The 13932-nt window shown below is 62.3% G+C and carries 14 protein-coding genes; 4 read left to right on the top strand and 10 right to left on the bottom strand.

The annotated features are described in order from the left end of the window. Positions 1-45 precede the first annotated feature (45 nt). From EDD52_RS10975 to EDD52_RS10960, 4 genes are all read right to left on the bottom strand, one after another. Positions 46-1185, bottom strand: coding sequence for an NUDIX domain-containing protein (locus EDD52_RS10975; protein ID WP_132244824.1), 1140 nt, complete (start codon positions 1183-1185; stop codon positions 46-48). Positions 1186-1242: 57 nt separating this feature from the next. Next, the gene (locus EDD52_RS10970; protein WP_132244822.1) at positions 1243-2466 is read right to left on the bottom strand and encodes an SAM-dependent methyltransferase; all 1224 of its coding nucleotides are present in this window, start codon (positions 2464-2466) and stop codon (positions 1243-1245) included. Between the two features lie 77 nt (positions 2467-2543). Further along, complete coding sequence (locus EDD52_RS10965) at positions 2544-3965, bottom strand: cryptochrome/photolyase family protein (protein WP_132244820.1); 1422 nt, start codon at positions 3963-3965, stop codon at positions 2544-2546. 179 nt (positions 3966-4144) lie between these two features. Continuing rightward, positions 4145-4729 (bottom strand): HNH endonuclease, encoded by a 585-nt coding sequence (locus tag EDD52_RS10960; RefSeq protein ID WP_132244818.1) that lies wholly within the window; start codon positions 4727-4729, stop codon positions 4145-4147. Positions 4730-4973: 244 nt separating this feature from the next. On the opposite strand from EDD52_RS10960, the gene EDD52_RS10955 reads away from it, so the two are divergent. Next, positions 4974-5414, top strand: coding sequence for a VOC family protein (locus tag EDD52_RS10955; RefSeq protein ID WP_132244816.1), 441 nt, complete (start codon positions 4974-4976; stop codon positions 5412-5414). Between the two features lie 25 nt (positions 5415-5439). On the opposite strand, the gene EDD52_RS10950 is transcribed toward EDD52_RS10955, so the two are convergent. After that, positions 5440-6105 (bottom strand): alpha/beta hydrolase, encoded by a 666-nt coding sequence (locus EDD52_RS10950; RefSeq protein WP_132244814.1) that lies wholly within the window; start codon positions 6103-6105, stop codon positions 5440-5442. Continuing rightward, positions 6102-6761 (bottom strand): DNA-3-methyladenine glycosylase family protein, encoded by a 660-nt coding sequence (locus EDD52_RS10945; RefSeq protein WP_132244812.1) that lies wholly within the window; start codon positions 6759-6761, stop codon positions 6102-6104. Before EDD52_RS10945 ends, EDD52_RS10950 begins: the two co-directional genes overlap by 4 nt. A gap of 90 nt (positions 6762-6851) precedes the next feature. On the opposite strand from EDD52_RS10945, the gene EDD52_RS10940 reads away from it, so the two are divergent. Then, complete coding sequence (locus EDD52_RS10940) at positions 6852-8111, top strand: MFS transporter (protein ID WP_424449913.1); 1260 nt, start codon at positions 6852-6854, stop codon at positions 8109-8111. 22 nt (positions 8112-8133) lie between these two features. On the opposite strand, the gene EDD52_RS10935 is transcribed toward EDD52_RS10940, so the two are convergent. From EDD52_RS10935 to EDD52_RS10920, 4 genes are all read right to left on the bottom strand, one after another. Beyond that, a complete protein-coding gene (locus tag EDD52_RS10935) occupies positions 8134-8892 on the bottom strand; it encodes a squalene/phytoene synthase family protein (RefSeq protein ID WP_132244810.1) in 759 nt (252 codons plus the stop codon). A gap of 322 nt (positions 8893-9214) precedes the next feature. After that, a complete protein-coding gene (gene cimA, locus EDD52_RS10930; protein ID WP_424449912.1) occupies positions 9215-10849 on the bottom strand; it encodes a citramalate synthase in 1635 nt (544 codons plus the stop codon). A gap of 98 nt (positions 10850-10947) precedes the next feature. Beyond that, positions 10948-12348, bottom strand: coding sequence for a cysteine--tRNA ligase (gene cysS / locus EDD52_RS10925; protein ID WP_132244808.1), 1401 nt, complete (start codon positions 12346-12348; stop codon positions 10948-10950). 218 nt (positions 12349-12566) lie between these two features. Beyond that, positions 12567-12944 carry a VOC family protein gene (locus EDD52_RS10920; RefSeq protein WP_132244801.1) on the bottom strand — a complete coding sequence of 126 codons (378 nt, stop codon included), beginning with the start codon at positions 12942-12944 and terminating at the stop codon, positions 12567-12569. A gap of 93 nt (positions 12945-13037) precedes the next feature. Here EDD52_RS10920 and soxR point away from each other — a divergent pair, with 93 nt between their 5' ends. Beyond that, positions 13038-13499 (top strand): redox-sensitive transcriptional activator SoxR, encoded by a 462-nt coding sequence (gene soxR / locus EDD52_RS10915; protein ID WP_132244799.1) that lies wholly within the window; start codon positions 13038-13040, stop codon positions 13497-13499. Positions 13500-13527: 28 nt separating this feature from the next. Further along, positions 13528-13875: an MmcQ/YjbR family DNA-binding protein gene (locus tag EDD52_RS10910; RefSeq protein ID WP_132244797.1), complete on the top strand. Its 348-nt coding sequence runs from the start codon at positions 13528-13530 to the stop codon at positions 13873-13875. The last annotated feature ends 57 nt before the right edge of the window (positions 13876-13932 follow it).

Below are 13932 nucleotides of genomic sequence, written 5' to 3'. Positions count from 1 at the left end.
TCGTTTTCTTTCAGCCCAAAGGTGTAGGGCGCACAAGGGGGGACTTCAACCCGGGCTGGTGTGTCCAATGCGCAAGTTTGGCCGTTCGCGCGCCAGCCACAGCAGCATCATCGCAAGCGGGCCTGCATTCACTTCTCCGCTATCAAGCAGCGCCATCGCCGCATCGAAGCTGATCACATGGCTGCGAATGTCTTCATGCTCTGTATCCAGCCCGCCCAAACCGCCCTCTCGGGTGCCCATATCGCACAGCCCGAGAAAGCAGTGGAAGAACTCGCTGGTATAACCGGGCGAGGCATAGACTTTGGGCATGGGCAGCATGCGCCCCAGCGTCATGCCGGCCTCTTCCTCGGCCTCGCGCCGGGCGCACTCCTCTGGCGTCTCGCCGGCATCGACAAGCCCCGCGACGGGCTCCAGAACCCACGGCGCCGGATCGCCGCGCATCAGGGGGCCGTACCGCATCTGTTCGATCAACAGCACACGGTCGGTGGCCGGATCATAGGGCAGCACCAATGCGGCGTCGAAGGCAACAAACGCCTCGCGGTCCATGACCTCGCTCCAGCCGCCATCAAAGGTCCGGTGCCGCAGGGAAAACGCCCGCATCCGGAAAAAGCCGTCATAGCCCGGGCGTTCTGCGGTGAATTCGACATCCCGCGCCGTCATGTCCGCGCGCAGCGTCTGCGGCGCCGGTTTTGCTGACAGTTGCCGCGCCCAGGCCCGCGAGCGGATGAAGGGAAAGAGCGTGCCGATCTCTTGCGGCGTCGCGTGGCCATAGCGCGCCATCACCTCGCGCGCGGCATCGCAGCTCAGCTGGCCCCACTGATCGACCCATTCCTGCAACGACCAGATGCTGCCCGGCGTCCAGCGACGCTCTACCGGAATGTAGACCTGCGCCGGGACGGGGCCGGTATCTGTCTCGACCGGCATCACCCGCGTGTCGAAATCAAACCCGGCCTCGTAGAAATCCAGCCGGGCGATATCTTCGGCGTCAAGGCCCCGCACCAGCAAACCCCTGGCCTGCGCCCCCGGCTCTGCAAGCAGCATCGGGAACGGGCCTTCGGTCACGGCACGCACGGAATGATCCGGCAGGAAAGCGGTCTGCGAGTCGATGCCCTTTGCCGCCCGGCCGAGCACGATTTCCAGCAACGGCACATGGCGCAGGCTGCCGTAGAAGAAGAGCGATGTCATAGAAATACTTTCGGCATCCTGTGAAAATTCCCGCCGCTCGGGTGCTCGCTCAGCGGGTCAAGGCTGCGCGCTTCGGGCGGGTCTTGTCAGGGTTATCTGGGTCACGTCACAATTGCCGCTGTGAAAGGTCGCGGCACAGGAAGTCAAGTAAAAGTTCCACATCCGCCGAAACCGATCATCAAATCCAAGCTGTGAAATCTCCTCCCAGCGGGCGTTGAACGTATCATGCCAGCGCCGCAACGTCTGGCTGTAGCTCTCGCCAAATTCGACCGAGCGGGCGATCTTCAGCCCGGCCCTTTCCACCTCGGACCGCAAGGCCATCGGGCTGGGCAGCATGCCGCCCGGGAAGATATGTTTCTGAACGAAATCCACGCCGCGGCGGTACACGTCCCAGCGTTTGTCCTGCACGGTGATGATCTGCAGCGTGGCATTGGCACCCGGCTTCAGCCGTTCACGAACCGTGTTGAAATAGACCGGCCAGTATTTCTCGCCCACAGCCTCGAACATCTCGATCGAGGCGATGCCGTCATAGGTGCCGGTCTCGTCGCGGTAATCCTGCAACTTCAGCTCTACCATGTCCGACAGGCCCGCCGCCGCGATGCGGTCGCGCGCATAATCGAACTGTTCGCGACTGATTGTCAGCGCCGTCACCCGCAAGCCCCTCTCTTTCGCGGCATATTCGGCAAAACCACCCCAGCCACAGCCGATCTCCAACACGTGGTCGCCGGGTTTCGCGCCCATCTGATCCACAAGCTGTGCATATTTGGCGATCTGTGCCCGCTCCATGCTTTCCTGCCCAGTCTCGAATAGGGCCGAGGAATAGGTCATCGTCTCGTCCAGCCACAGCCCATAGAAATCGTTTCCAAGGTCGTAGTGATGGGCGATGTTTTTCTTCGCCTGACGGCGCGAGTTTGACCGCAGCCAGAACCGCGCACGTTCAAAGGCACGCACCAGCCCCATGCCGGGGAAGCCGTCAAACAGAACGTCATTGTCAGCATGGATCAGATCCATGAAGGCCATCAGGTCGGGCGTGCTCCACCATTCCTCCAGATAGGCATCGGAAAACCCCAGATCCCCATCGCGGATCAGCCGCGCAAAGATATCGGGGTTGTGGATGTCGAGCTGTGCCACCGGGCCCGGCACCTTGCCTTCCGCCCGAAACACACGCCCATCCGGCAGGACGAAATCGATCCGGCCCCGGTTCATGCCCCGGGCAATGTCGAACACCCGGGAAAAGTAACGCGGCAGGTTGGTCTGGTTCTGTGTCGTGGTCAGGATCATTGGGGGTCCGGCATTCAATTACGGGAAATAAGCTAGGGCTGTGGGGCCCCATGAGGCAAGAAATTTTGACGAAAGCGTCAGAAGCCCCTGTTTTCATAAGCATTAAGCGCACGCTGGCGACCGTCAGATGCTGAAACAACAGGCTCAGGGTAGCTGTCCCCGGCCGACAATCCCCAGCGTTGGGGCACGGCATCGAAATAACTTAACGCAGTATCCGGGGGGGTGCTTTGCCCCTCTGCGATCCACGCGCGCTGATAGGCGCCCTTGGGGTCAAACTTGTCCAGCTGTGTGACCGGATTGAAGACGCGGAAATAGGGTGTGGCATCGGGGCCAGAGCCCGCCGACCACTGCCATCCCATCGCGTTCGATGCCGGGTCCCAGTCGATCAGGCAGTCCTCGAACCACCGCAACCCGATCTTCCAATGGCTCATCAGATGTTTCGTCAGATAACTGGCCACGACCATGCGGGCGCGGTTGTGCATCCGCCCCGTGACATACATCTCGCGCAGGCCGGCATCGACAAAGCGAATGCCGGTGCGGGCCTGTTTCCACGCCTGTACCTCGGCACGCCGTTCGTCTTCGTTCCACGCGAAGGCGTCCCAGTCTTCGCGCCAGTTGCCCGTCAGGATGCGCGGCGTGTGATACATCAGGTGATAGGCAAATTCGCGCCAGACCAGTTCCTTGAGGAAGGTCTCTGCGCCGCGCTTGCCCTCTTCGCGGGCGCGGATGCCCGCGTGCCAGCATTGCTGCGGACTGATCTCGCCAAGGGCAAGGTTTTCTGACAACCCGGATGTGCCGTCAATGTCCGGGCGGTTGCGATCATCGGTATAGTCGGCCACGCGCTGCGCCATGAAAGCCCCAAGCCGGGATTGCGCGGCGCTTTCGCCAAGGCGCACATAGGGGCGGACGATCTCCGCCCCGCGCCGCATCGCCTTGCCCATTTGCCAGTCGCCAAGCGCGTCGCTTTCGGGCCAGCTACCCGGCGCCGGGATCTGTCCCGGTGTTGGCAGGGGCGCTTCGACATTGCGGTCTTTCACATTCTTCCAGAAGGGTGTGTAGACCTTGTAATACCCGCCCTGCCCGGTCTCTACCGTCCAGGGTTCGAACATCAGATGTCCGCCAAAGCTCCGCGCCTCGATTTCGTCTTCTTTCAACCGGGCTTTGACGCTTCTGTCGCGGTCCATGCTGTCGGGATCATAGGCCCGCGTCCAATAGACCGCACCCGCGCCGGTTTGGCCGATCAACTCTTGCAGCACATCCATGGCTGCGCCACGTCGCAGGATCAGACAGCTGCCCTTGTCGGAAAGGGTGCGCGACAGGTGTTCCACACCAAGGCCAAGCCGCCATTTCGGGGCCGCACCCAGCCCTTCCACCAGATCATCCAGAATGAAGACGGGAATGACCGGCCGTCCTGTTTTACAGGCGGCGTGCAACGCGGGATGGTCCGATAGCCGAAGATCGCGGCGAAACCAGAGGATGATGGGGGAAGTGTCGCTCAACTGCCTGTCCTGTATTGTTGTCTTAACAATACGTAACACGCGGATGTGCAGATCAAAATTTGGCCCCGACCCGTTGCAGACCGTCCGTGTCAGGCGAAATCCACGACCACTTGATCAAAGAAACGGCACAGCCGGTCCGCGGGCGGCCGACGGTCCAAGCCCAGCCGCGCGATACCTGCTCAGGCGTCCAGTTCTGCGTCCCAGTAAAGGAAGTCCAGCCAGCTTTCGTGCAAGTGGTTGGGCGGGAAACGGCGGCCCATGTTGCGCAATTCCTCCGCCCCCGGCTGCCGGGGTGGCTTGCGCAAGGAAAGCCCGGCATTGCGCAGCGACTTGGACCCTTTCCTGAGGTTGCAGGGCGCACAGGCGGCAACAACGTTTTCCCAGCTCGTGATCCCGCCCGCCGCACGTGGCACCACGTGGTCAAAGGTCAGATCGCCCTTCGATCCGCAATACTGGCAAAGAAATTCGTCCCTCAGAAAAAGATTAAAGCGCGTGAAGGCCACGCGCTTTCTGGGTTTGACGAAATCCTTGAGGACAACGACGCTGGGGATTTTGAGGCACATCGAAGGACTTCGCACCACCTCGTCATATTCGGCCACGATATCGACCCTGTCGAGGAAGGCAGCCTTGATCGCGTCTTGCCACGGCCACAAAGACAAAGGGTAGTAGGACAAGGGCCGGTAATCCGCGTTCAGCACCAAGGCGGGATGCTGTTTCAACGCACCGGATTCCCTTACGAAATGGGTTCTGAATTCGGCCTGCATCTGCACTTCGTCTCCTGCTCTGTCAGTCCCTCTTCCAACCACCGGAGCAGCGCCGACCGCCCAAGCCTGTCACCACTATATCTCGTGGGCGGCAACGCGCAAGCCCCGCTACTTGGGGGTGTTGCGCCGAACATAGCGGCACGTCTTGACAATGATATGACACCCCGGACAAGCCCGGGCCAATGGCCATCGCCGCGCGCTCGGGGCGCTTTTTCCGTGCAAGGCGATCTGCTAGACTGGGCCTATGGCCGATGATCCGCTTCCCTTTGCTGCCGCCCCCTCCCACCTGCTGGAGGCGGCGGTCTATTGCGCGGATCTGGATGCGGCAGAGCGGTTTTACAACGGCATTCTGGGCCTGGAGAGGATTGTTCGGGACAAGAACCGCAACGTGTTCTTCCGTGTCGGGACGGGCGTTTTGCTCGTCTTCAACCCGTCCGAGACGGTCAAGCCGCCGGGCAATCCTGACCGCCCGGTGCCGCCCCATGGCGCGCTTGGTGACGGCCATGTATGCCTTGCGGTCCCGGGGCCAGCGCTGGATGACTGGCGGGCCCGGTTGGAAACGGCGGGGGTCGAAATCGAGGCGGATTTTCGCTGGCCCAATGGCGCGCGCTCAATTTATGTGCGCGATCCGGACGGAAATTCCGTCGAACTGGCAGAACAGAAACTCTGGCAGCAGCCAATCTGAAGGTGCAGCGCCTCTGACCGCAGGGTCACAGGCTGCATTTGTCCCGCATGAAGGCCAGCGACACGCCAAGACCATCGGGATCAATGCCATGTCCGGTGCCCTTCATGATATGGGCGAACACTTCCTTGAAACCGGCCTTCTGCAAGGCTTCGGCTGCTTCGGGGAGCGATTGCGGCGGGACGACCTCATCGGCATCGCCATGCACCAGCAGCACCGGCGGGCGGCTGACGGTCTCGTCCTCCAGCAGTTCCGGCGACAGCAACCGGCCGGAAAAGCAAACCAGCCCCGCCACCGGATCCTCGCGCCGCGGCGCCACGTGCAGCGCCATCATCGTGCCCTGGGAAAAGCCGAACAGGACCATCTGCTCGGGCAGCATGTCCTCGTCCACCAGCAGCGCGTCAAGAAAAGCGTTCAGATCCTCTGCCGCCGCCTGCATTCCGACCTCGGCCTCTTCCTGGCTGGATCCGTCGATCCACGGGATCGGGAACCACTGAAACCCCATCGGCGCGCCTGCGCAGGCCTCTGGCGCGTCAGGGGCCACGAACAGCGTGTCCGGCAGGTGTTCGCTCAGCGGATCGGCCAGTCCCAGCAGATCCGCGCCATTGGCGCCATAGCCATGCAGGAAGACGACGACCGAGCGCGCCTCGCCCGAAAGTGGTTCCTTGCGTCCGGCCTGAAGTACGCGTGTCATGCCAATCCCTCTTTGTCCTTTGCAACATGGTAGTAGGCAAAGAGCGTGCGGGCTGCAACCGATCGCCAGGGGGACCATGCGCGCGCCATCTCGCGCAGGTCGCGTTCCTTGGGACGGACAGGCAGATCGAACAGAATTCGCGCGGCCTCCTGCAAGGCCAGATCACCGGGGGCAAACACATCCGCGCGACCCAGAGAGAACATCGCGTAGATCTCTGCCGTCCAGACGCCGATGCCCGTCACTGCCGTCAGCTCTTTGACAACCTGATCGTTGGGCGCGTCCCGCAGCGCGTCAAAATCAATCCGTGCCTCGGCCAGCGCATGGGCATAGCGCGCCTTCTGGCGGCTGAGGCCGATGCCGCGCAGATCTTCTTCTGTCACTGACAGAACAGCTTCGGGCGTGACCATACCGGCCGCCTCCAGCTTGGCCCAGATCGCACGGGCAGACGCGACGCTGACCTGCTGACTGACAATTGCCGACAGCAGCTGCCCAAACCCGTCGGGACGCAGCCGCAATGGCAGGGGTGCCACCTGCTCCAGCGCATACGCAAAGCGCGGTTCCGCCTTTGCCAGCCACGCTGCCCCTTCGGCCACGCAGGCATCCGACCGGATGATCCGGCCCACGCCCTGCCCGGTTGCTTCTGCCTGTTGTGTCATCTGCCCTCCGGGATGTCCCCGGAAGGTGTTGCACAGACTGCGGCGAATGGCCAAGCCGAATTCCCGCGATCCGGTCTTGCAGCCCGCCGCATGACCGCTTACCGAAACGGCATGGAAACGCTGCAGTCCGACTCCCGCGCAAAGCGCAATGTCATTGTCCTCGCATTGGCGCAGGCAATCCTTGGCGCACAGATGCCGATGATCTTCACCATTGGCGGGCTTGCCGGGCAATCGCTGGCGACCAACCTGTGTTATGCGACCTTGCCGATCTCGCTGATCGTGCTTGGGTCAATGCTGACGGCCACGCCCATTTCCTGGGCGATGCAGCGTTTCGGGCGCCGGGCCGGGTTCTTTATCGGGGCTGCAGGCGGCGCTGCCGGGGGGGCCGTTGGCGCATTGGGGCTTTACCTTGCCAATTTTCCGATCTTCCTGCTCGGCTCGCTCCTGACGGGCATTTACATGTCAGCGCAGGGATTTTACCGGTTTGCCGCAGCCGATACCGCCTCTGACGCCTACCGGCCGAAAGCGATTTCCTATGTCATGGCGGGCGGTCTGGCCTCGGCCGTCATTGGCCCGCAGCTGGTCAAGCTGACCGATGGCATGTTCGAGTCGCCCGACGCGCGGGTGGCGTCCTTTCTGGGGGCCTATGTCGCGGTCGTGGCGATCAACATACTGGGATCGCTTCTGTTTCTGTTTCTCGACATCCCGCGCCCACCGGTGCCCGAAGAGGACGCGCCCAAGGGCCGCTCGCGGTGGGAGCTGATCGCGACACCCCGCATCGCCGTCGCCGTGATTTGCGGCATGGTCAGCTATGCGCTGATGAACCTCGTGATGACCTCCACCCCGCTGGCCGTCGTGGGCTGCGGGTTTGAAAAGGACAATGCGGCCGATATCGTGACGGCCCATGTGCTCGCCATGTTCCTGCCGTCATTCTTCACCGGTCACCTGATCGCCCGCTTCGGTGTGGAAAAGATCGTGGCCGCCGGTCTGGTGATCCTCGCAGCCGCAGGCGCCGTGGCGCTGCAGGGCGTCCGGCTGGAGAATTTCTTTATCGCGCTGATCCTTCTGGGCATCGGCTGGAACTTCGGCTTCATCGGGGCCACCTCGATGCTGGCAGGCGCGCATGAGCCGCATGAACGCGGGCGGATGCAGGGGTTGAATGATCTGCTGGTGTTTGGCGGCGTGACCTTCGCCTCACTTGCCTCGGGCGGGTTGATGAACTGCTCTGGCGGGTCCGCGCAAGAGGGCTGGTCTGCGGTCAACATCGCCATGGTGCCCTTTCTGGCGCTGGCGGGTGCGGCGCTGATCTGGCTGTACCTGCGTCCCGGCGACGAGACAGAGCACGCCTGACACGGCCCCTGTCCCGCGTGGGTTACACCCAGCCCAATGCGGCAGCCCGGATAAGACGCAGCTTGCGCCCGGCCTCCGGCATCTGGACGGCGCCTGCGGCAACCAACCCCGGCTGAGCCGCAACCCGGCGCAACAAGGCCGCAGCCGTCACGCCCGGGAACAATGCTCCCTTCGACTGCCCTGACAATGCCAGCGCCTTGCGCCCGCGTTTCAGCCGGGCAAGGCCCTCCTGCGCCAAGGTCGCGATTGCGGCTTCGCGCCCATCGACAAGCGGGACGCGGCCGCGCGCTTCCAGCTCTGGCACGGCCTGCAGGAACATGGCGAGCCCCGCGCCAAAGCCATAGTCGGTCACGCCTTCATCGTTCCCGCCAAGCGCACGCACCCCGGCCCGCATCAGCATGGCGGCAGTGTCTTCAAGGTAGTGTTCCAGATGGGTCTCATCCTCGAACGGGTCGCGGTAGATATCCCAGCGCCGCGCCTCGACAAGCCGGTCCAGAAGGCGCGCAGCCTCCGGGTCCAGAACCTCTGCCAAAGGCGTGACCACCTCGTGCCGCCGGACGGGCCCGCCGGATGCGATCTCCTCCAGCGCGTCGCGCCACCATTGCAGGCGCATCTCGGCGATCATGGCTTCCTGCGTCACCCAGGGCGCCCGCGCCACTTCGATATTGAAGGCATAAAGCGGGAAGAGCACGCGCCGCGCCGCAACCGGCGCCGCCATTGCACAGGCAAACCGCCAGGGATCTCCGCGTTCCACCAATGCAGCGCAGGCCTCAATGCTCATTATCGGCATCCCGTTCCATCATGCTGCGCGGGTTACAATGGCTCTGCGGTGAAGACCAGACCCGGCCTCTACTCTTCCGAACTTGATAGCTGGGGGAAGATCATCGGATCGGAGGCGACATGTGAGCGTATAACCGTCAGCATGCAGGTCCTGGGGGATAGGCTGCTGCTGGCGTCAGCCTCCGATCCGATGGTCATGAGTTGCACCAGTCCGCACATCTCATGACACTATTCATAGCCCCTGATGCGACTATGTGCAAAGTGGGAATTGGATAGACCCCTTCCCCCGGCGGAGAGGCGCCACCTCTCCGGTCGGATAGGTCTCAGCCTGCGTCGCGAATAAGTTTCCAGCGCACCGCGTCCAGAAGCGCCTCGAAAGAGGCATCCACGATGTTCGCGCTGACGCCCACGGTGGACCACCGCCGCCCCTGTCCGTCCTGGCTGTCAATGATGACGCGGGTCACGGCCTCTGTCCCGCCCTGGGTGATGCGCACCTTGAAATCGACCAGATGCATATCGGCCAGAACGGCCGAATATTGCCCCAGATCCTTGACCAGAGCCTGCCAGAGCGCGTTGACCGGGCCGCGATCCATACCGCTGGCATCCATCGACTCGCTGACCGACTGGCGCTTTTCGCCATCGACCTTCACCACGACAACCGCCTCGGACAGCGACACCATCTTGTCATACTTGTTCTTGCGCCGCTCAACCGTCACCCGGTATCGCTTGACCTCGAAGAACTCTGTCGCGAGCCCCAGCTCGTCTCGCGCCAGCAGCTCGAAACTCGCCTGCGCGGTGTCGTAGGAATAGCCCTCGGATTCGCGCGCCTTGATCCGTTCCAGAATGCGCGCAAGGGCGGGATCACCAGGCGCGACCTCCAGCCCGGCTTCGGCCAGACGCCGCCGCAGGTTCGACTGCCCGGCCTGATTTGACATCGGGATGACGCGCCGGTTGCCGACCATGCCCGGATCGATATGTTCGTAGGTCGTCGGGTCCTTGAGGATCGCGCTGGCATGCAGCCCCGCCTTATGCGCAAAGGCCGATGACCCGACATAGGGCGCCTGTTTCAGCGGCACCCGGTTGAGGATATCGTCCAGCATCCGGCTGACCTTCGTCAAACCCTCCAGCGCGTCAAGGCTGACGCCCGTTTCGAACCGGCTGGCATAGGGCTCTTTCAGCAGCAGCGTCGGGATCAGAGAGGTCAGGTTGGCATTGCCGCAGCGTTCGCCCAGCCCGTTCAGCGTGCCTTGAATCTGCCGCGCCCCAGCCATCACGGCCGCCAGCGATCCGGCAACGGCATTTTCCGTATCGTTATGGGTGTGGATGCCCAGACGCGTGCCCGGAATGCCCGCCGCGATCACCTCGCCCACGATTTGCGCGATCTCTTCCGGCAAGGTGCCGCCGTTGGTATCGCACAGGACGATCCAGCGCGCGCCCGCCTCGGTTGCGGCATGCAGGCATTCCAGCGTGTAGCCCGGGTTGGACTTGTAGCCGTCAAAGAAATGCTCGGCATCAAACAGTGCCTCGCGCCCCTCGGCCACCAGATGCGCGATCGAGGCGCGGATGTTATCGACATTCTCCTCCAGCGAGATGCCAAGCGCGGTGCGCACATGAAACTCGTGGCTCTTGCCCACCAGACAGACAGAGGGCGTGCGTGCGTTCATCACCCCGGCCAGCACCTCGTCATTGGCAGCAGAGCGCCCGGCCCGCTTGGTCATGCCAAAGGCCACCAGCGTGGCGCGCATCGCGGGCACTTCGTCGAAAAACGCGCTGTCGGTGGGGTTCGCCCCCGGCCAGCCGCCCTCGACATGATCTAGCCCCAACCCGTCCAACGCCGCCGCAATCCGCAACTTCTCGGCCGTGGAGAACTGCACCCCCTGCGTCTGCTGCCCGTCGCGCAAGGTGGTGTCGTAGAGGTAGAGACGTTCTTTCCCGATCGCTTCGCTCTCACTGCTCATCACGACACTCCCCACGTCTGCATGGCAGAGTTACTGCTGGGACACGGGCGCTGGCACGGCTTGGTCCACCCCCGGTTTCAATTTTCCTCCCGACCATTTTACGTCAACCTTTCAAGTGTCGCCGCATCAAAGCCGGGACCGGGAACAAGCTCCACGCCCGCCTTGGACATACGCACTTCCACACCCGCATCGACAAGTGCAGCCTTCAATGTGTCCACGTGCGAGAAGTCCTTTGTCTGCATTGCTTGGTCGCGCAGTCGAACCAGACGCTCCTCAAGGCGATCCAGCACTGCGTATCGAGCTGGATCTACCCAACCGCTCTTCAGCGTTGCAAGATTAAAACCCAAGAGTTGAAGAGACGCACGCAGGGCCCCTGCGTCTTTCTCGCGAGCCAATCGATGCAATACTTGGATTGCCTTATGCGTGTTGAGATCTTCAGCCAGAGCTTCCAATACGCCTTCCGCCACTTCCGTTGGCGGTTTCCCTGCTACTACGCTCAGAAAATGGTCCAAAGTGGCTTTGGCCTCATCCCGCTTCTTCTCCGTCCAATCCATCGGCTTGCGGTAATGCGTGGAGAGCATGACGAAGCGGATCACTTCGCCCGGGATGCCTTGGTCCAGCAGGTCCCGGACGGTGAAGAAATTGCCCAATGACTTGGACATCTTCTTGCCCTCGACCTGCAGCATCTCGTTATGCATCCAAACCTTTGCGAAATCGCCTGACGGGTGCGCGCAGCGCGACTGCGCGATCTCGTTCTCGTGGTGCGGGAACATCAGGTCGTTGCCGCCGCCGTGAATGTCGAACGTCTCGCCCAGCAATTCGAACGCCATGGCAGAGCATTCGATATGCCAGCCCGGACGCCCCCGGCCCCACGGGCTGTCCCAGCCGGGCAGTTCCTCCGTGGACGGCTTCCACAGCACGAAATCCATCGGGTTGCGTTTGTAGGGTGCCACCTCGACGCGGGAGCCTGCGATCATGTCATCGACCGTGCGGCCCGACAGCGTGCCATAGTCGGAATAGCTTTCGACCGCGAAGAGCACGTGGCCCTCGGCCTCGTAGGCATGGCCCTTGGCGATAAGCCCCTCAATCATCGCCACCATCTGTGGAATGAACTCTGTCGCGCGCGGTTCCTTGTTGGGCCGCAATGCGCCGAGCGCTTTCATGTCGTCGTGATACCAGCGGATCGTCTCGTCAGAGCGTTCCTGAACCAGCTCCTCCAGCGTGCCTGTGGCCCCGGCCTCCTTGCGTGCCAGCGCGGTCGCGTTGATCTTGTCGTCAACATCGGTGAAGTTGCGCACATAGGTCACCTGATCCGGCCCGTAGACATGCCGCAGCAGGCGGTAGAGCGTGTCGAAAACCAGCACGGGCCGAGCATTGCCCAGATGGGCGCGGTCGTAGACCGTAGGACCGCAGACATACATGCGCACGTTGTCCGGATCGATGGGCGTGAACACCTCTTTCGAGCGTGTCCGGGTGTTGTAAAGCTTGATCGTCGTCATAATCGTCCTCGCGCGCGGGTCCGCGGCGGGCTTAGCAACTTCGGATCATAGAGGAAACAGAAGAACGGCCCGCCGAGCGTGTCAGCCGGTGATAATCGGTCCGCAAATACAGATCGCCGTTCTCATACGGTTTGATCTACCCGAATGCGAGGCGCGATGCAAAGGCTTTCGCGGGGGCGAGGCACCGGGTCCTTGCGGCCCGGTGCGGGCGCGCGGGATCAGTCGTAGCACACCATTTCGTATTCCACCCCGTCGGGGCCCTCGAAATAGAAGCGGCGGCCGGGTTCGTAATCCGCATGGCTGTGCGGCGTGTAGCCCGCAGCGCGCACTTTCTTTTCAATCGCTTCAAGGTCGTCGACGACGATCCCGATATGGTTCAGCGCGGCCGTGCTGATATGGCGTGGCGCGCCCTTGGACGGCGCCTCTTTCGGGGTGTAAAGCGCGAGGTAGCTGTCCCCTGTTCCCACATGCACGGTCCAGCCATCGTTGAGCGCGGCCCCTTCCCAACGGATTTTCCAGTTGAGCAGATCGCACAGGATCGCAGCAGTGGCCGTGGCATCCGGGACGGTGACGTTGACATGTTCGAGACGGGTCATCGGGTTTTCCTTCATCATTCATTTGGTTGACTTCAGCAGGATAGTTCCTCAACATTACTTTAACTCAAGGACAAACTTTCATTCTGGATCAACATGATACAAAGACGCGGGCTTACCATCGGCCAAATCTCTGATCGGACCGGGCTGGCACCCTCTGCTATCCGCTTCTACGAAGAGCAAGGGCTGGTCACCCCCGACCGGACCGATGCGGGGCAGCGCAGATATGCCGGGTCCGACATTCGGCGGCTGTCTTTCGTGATGATCGCGCAGAACCTTGGGTTTTCGATTTCCGAGATCCGCGCGCAGATGGCCTCGCTGCCGCAGGAACGCACACCGACCAAGGCGGACTGGACCCGTATTGCCAACCGGTTTCGCCGGGTGTTGGATCAGCGCATCCGGCAGATGCAGGCCCTGTCGGACAAGCTGGATGGTTGTATCGGCTGCGGATGTCTGTCGCTGCAGACCTGCAGGCTTTACAACCCCCAGGACCGCGCGGCGCGGCTGGGGCGTGGTCCGCGCTACCTGATGGGCAATTCCGCCAGCGAGGTTGAGTAATGCGCCACGCTGCCGCAAGATCACGTGTATGAGCCGCGAAATCGTCAACCGCATATGTGCCGCCCTGCCCGGTGCCGAGGTCTCCGACCCCTGGGGCGGTGGGCATGACGCATGGAAACTGGGTGGCAAGATGTTTGCCTGCATCGGCGCGATGGATCTGGGCGTGTCGGTCAAGACCGCCGATATCGAAACGGCGCAATTCCTGATCGAAATGGGGCGTGCCGAACGTGCGCCCTATTTTCACCGCTCATGGATTCTGGTGCCCTGGTGGCTGGCCGAAGAGGACGAGCTGCGCGACAGGCTTCTTGCCTCTTACGATCTGATCCGTTCAAAACTGCCAAAGAAAGTTCAGGCGACAATCGCGGACAGAGATTGACAGGGACGCCGCATCAAGGCCCACTTGAAGCAATCACCAATCCTCCACGACCCAAGA

This window comes from Primorskyibacter sedentarius (assembly GCF_004342065.1).
In the GTDB taxonomy this organism is placed as follows: domain Bacteria; phylum Pseudomonadota; class Alphaproteobacteria; order Rhodobacterales; family Rhodobacteraceae; genus Primorskyibacter; species Primorskyibacter sedentarius.
This window is presented reverse-complemented; position numbering and strand designations above follow the sequence as displayed.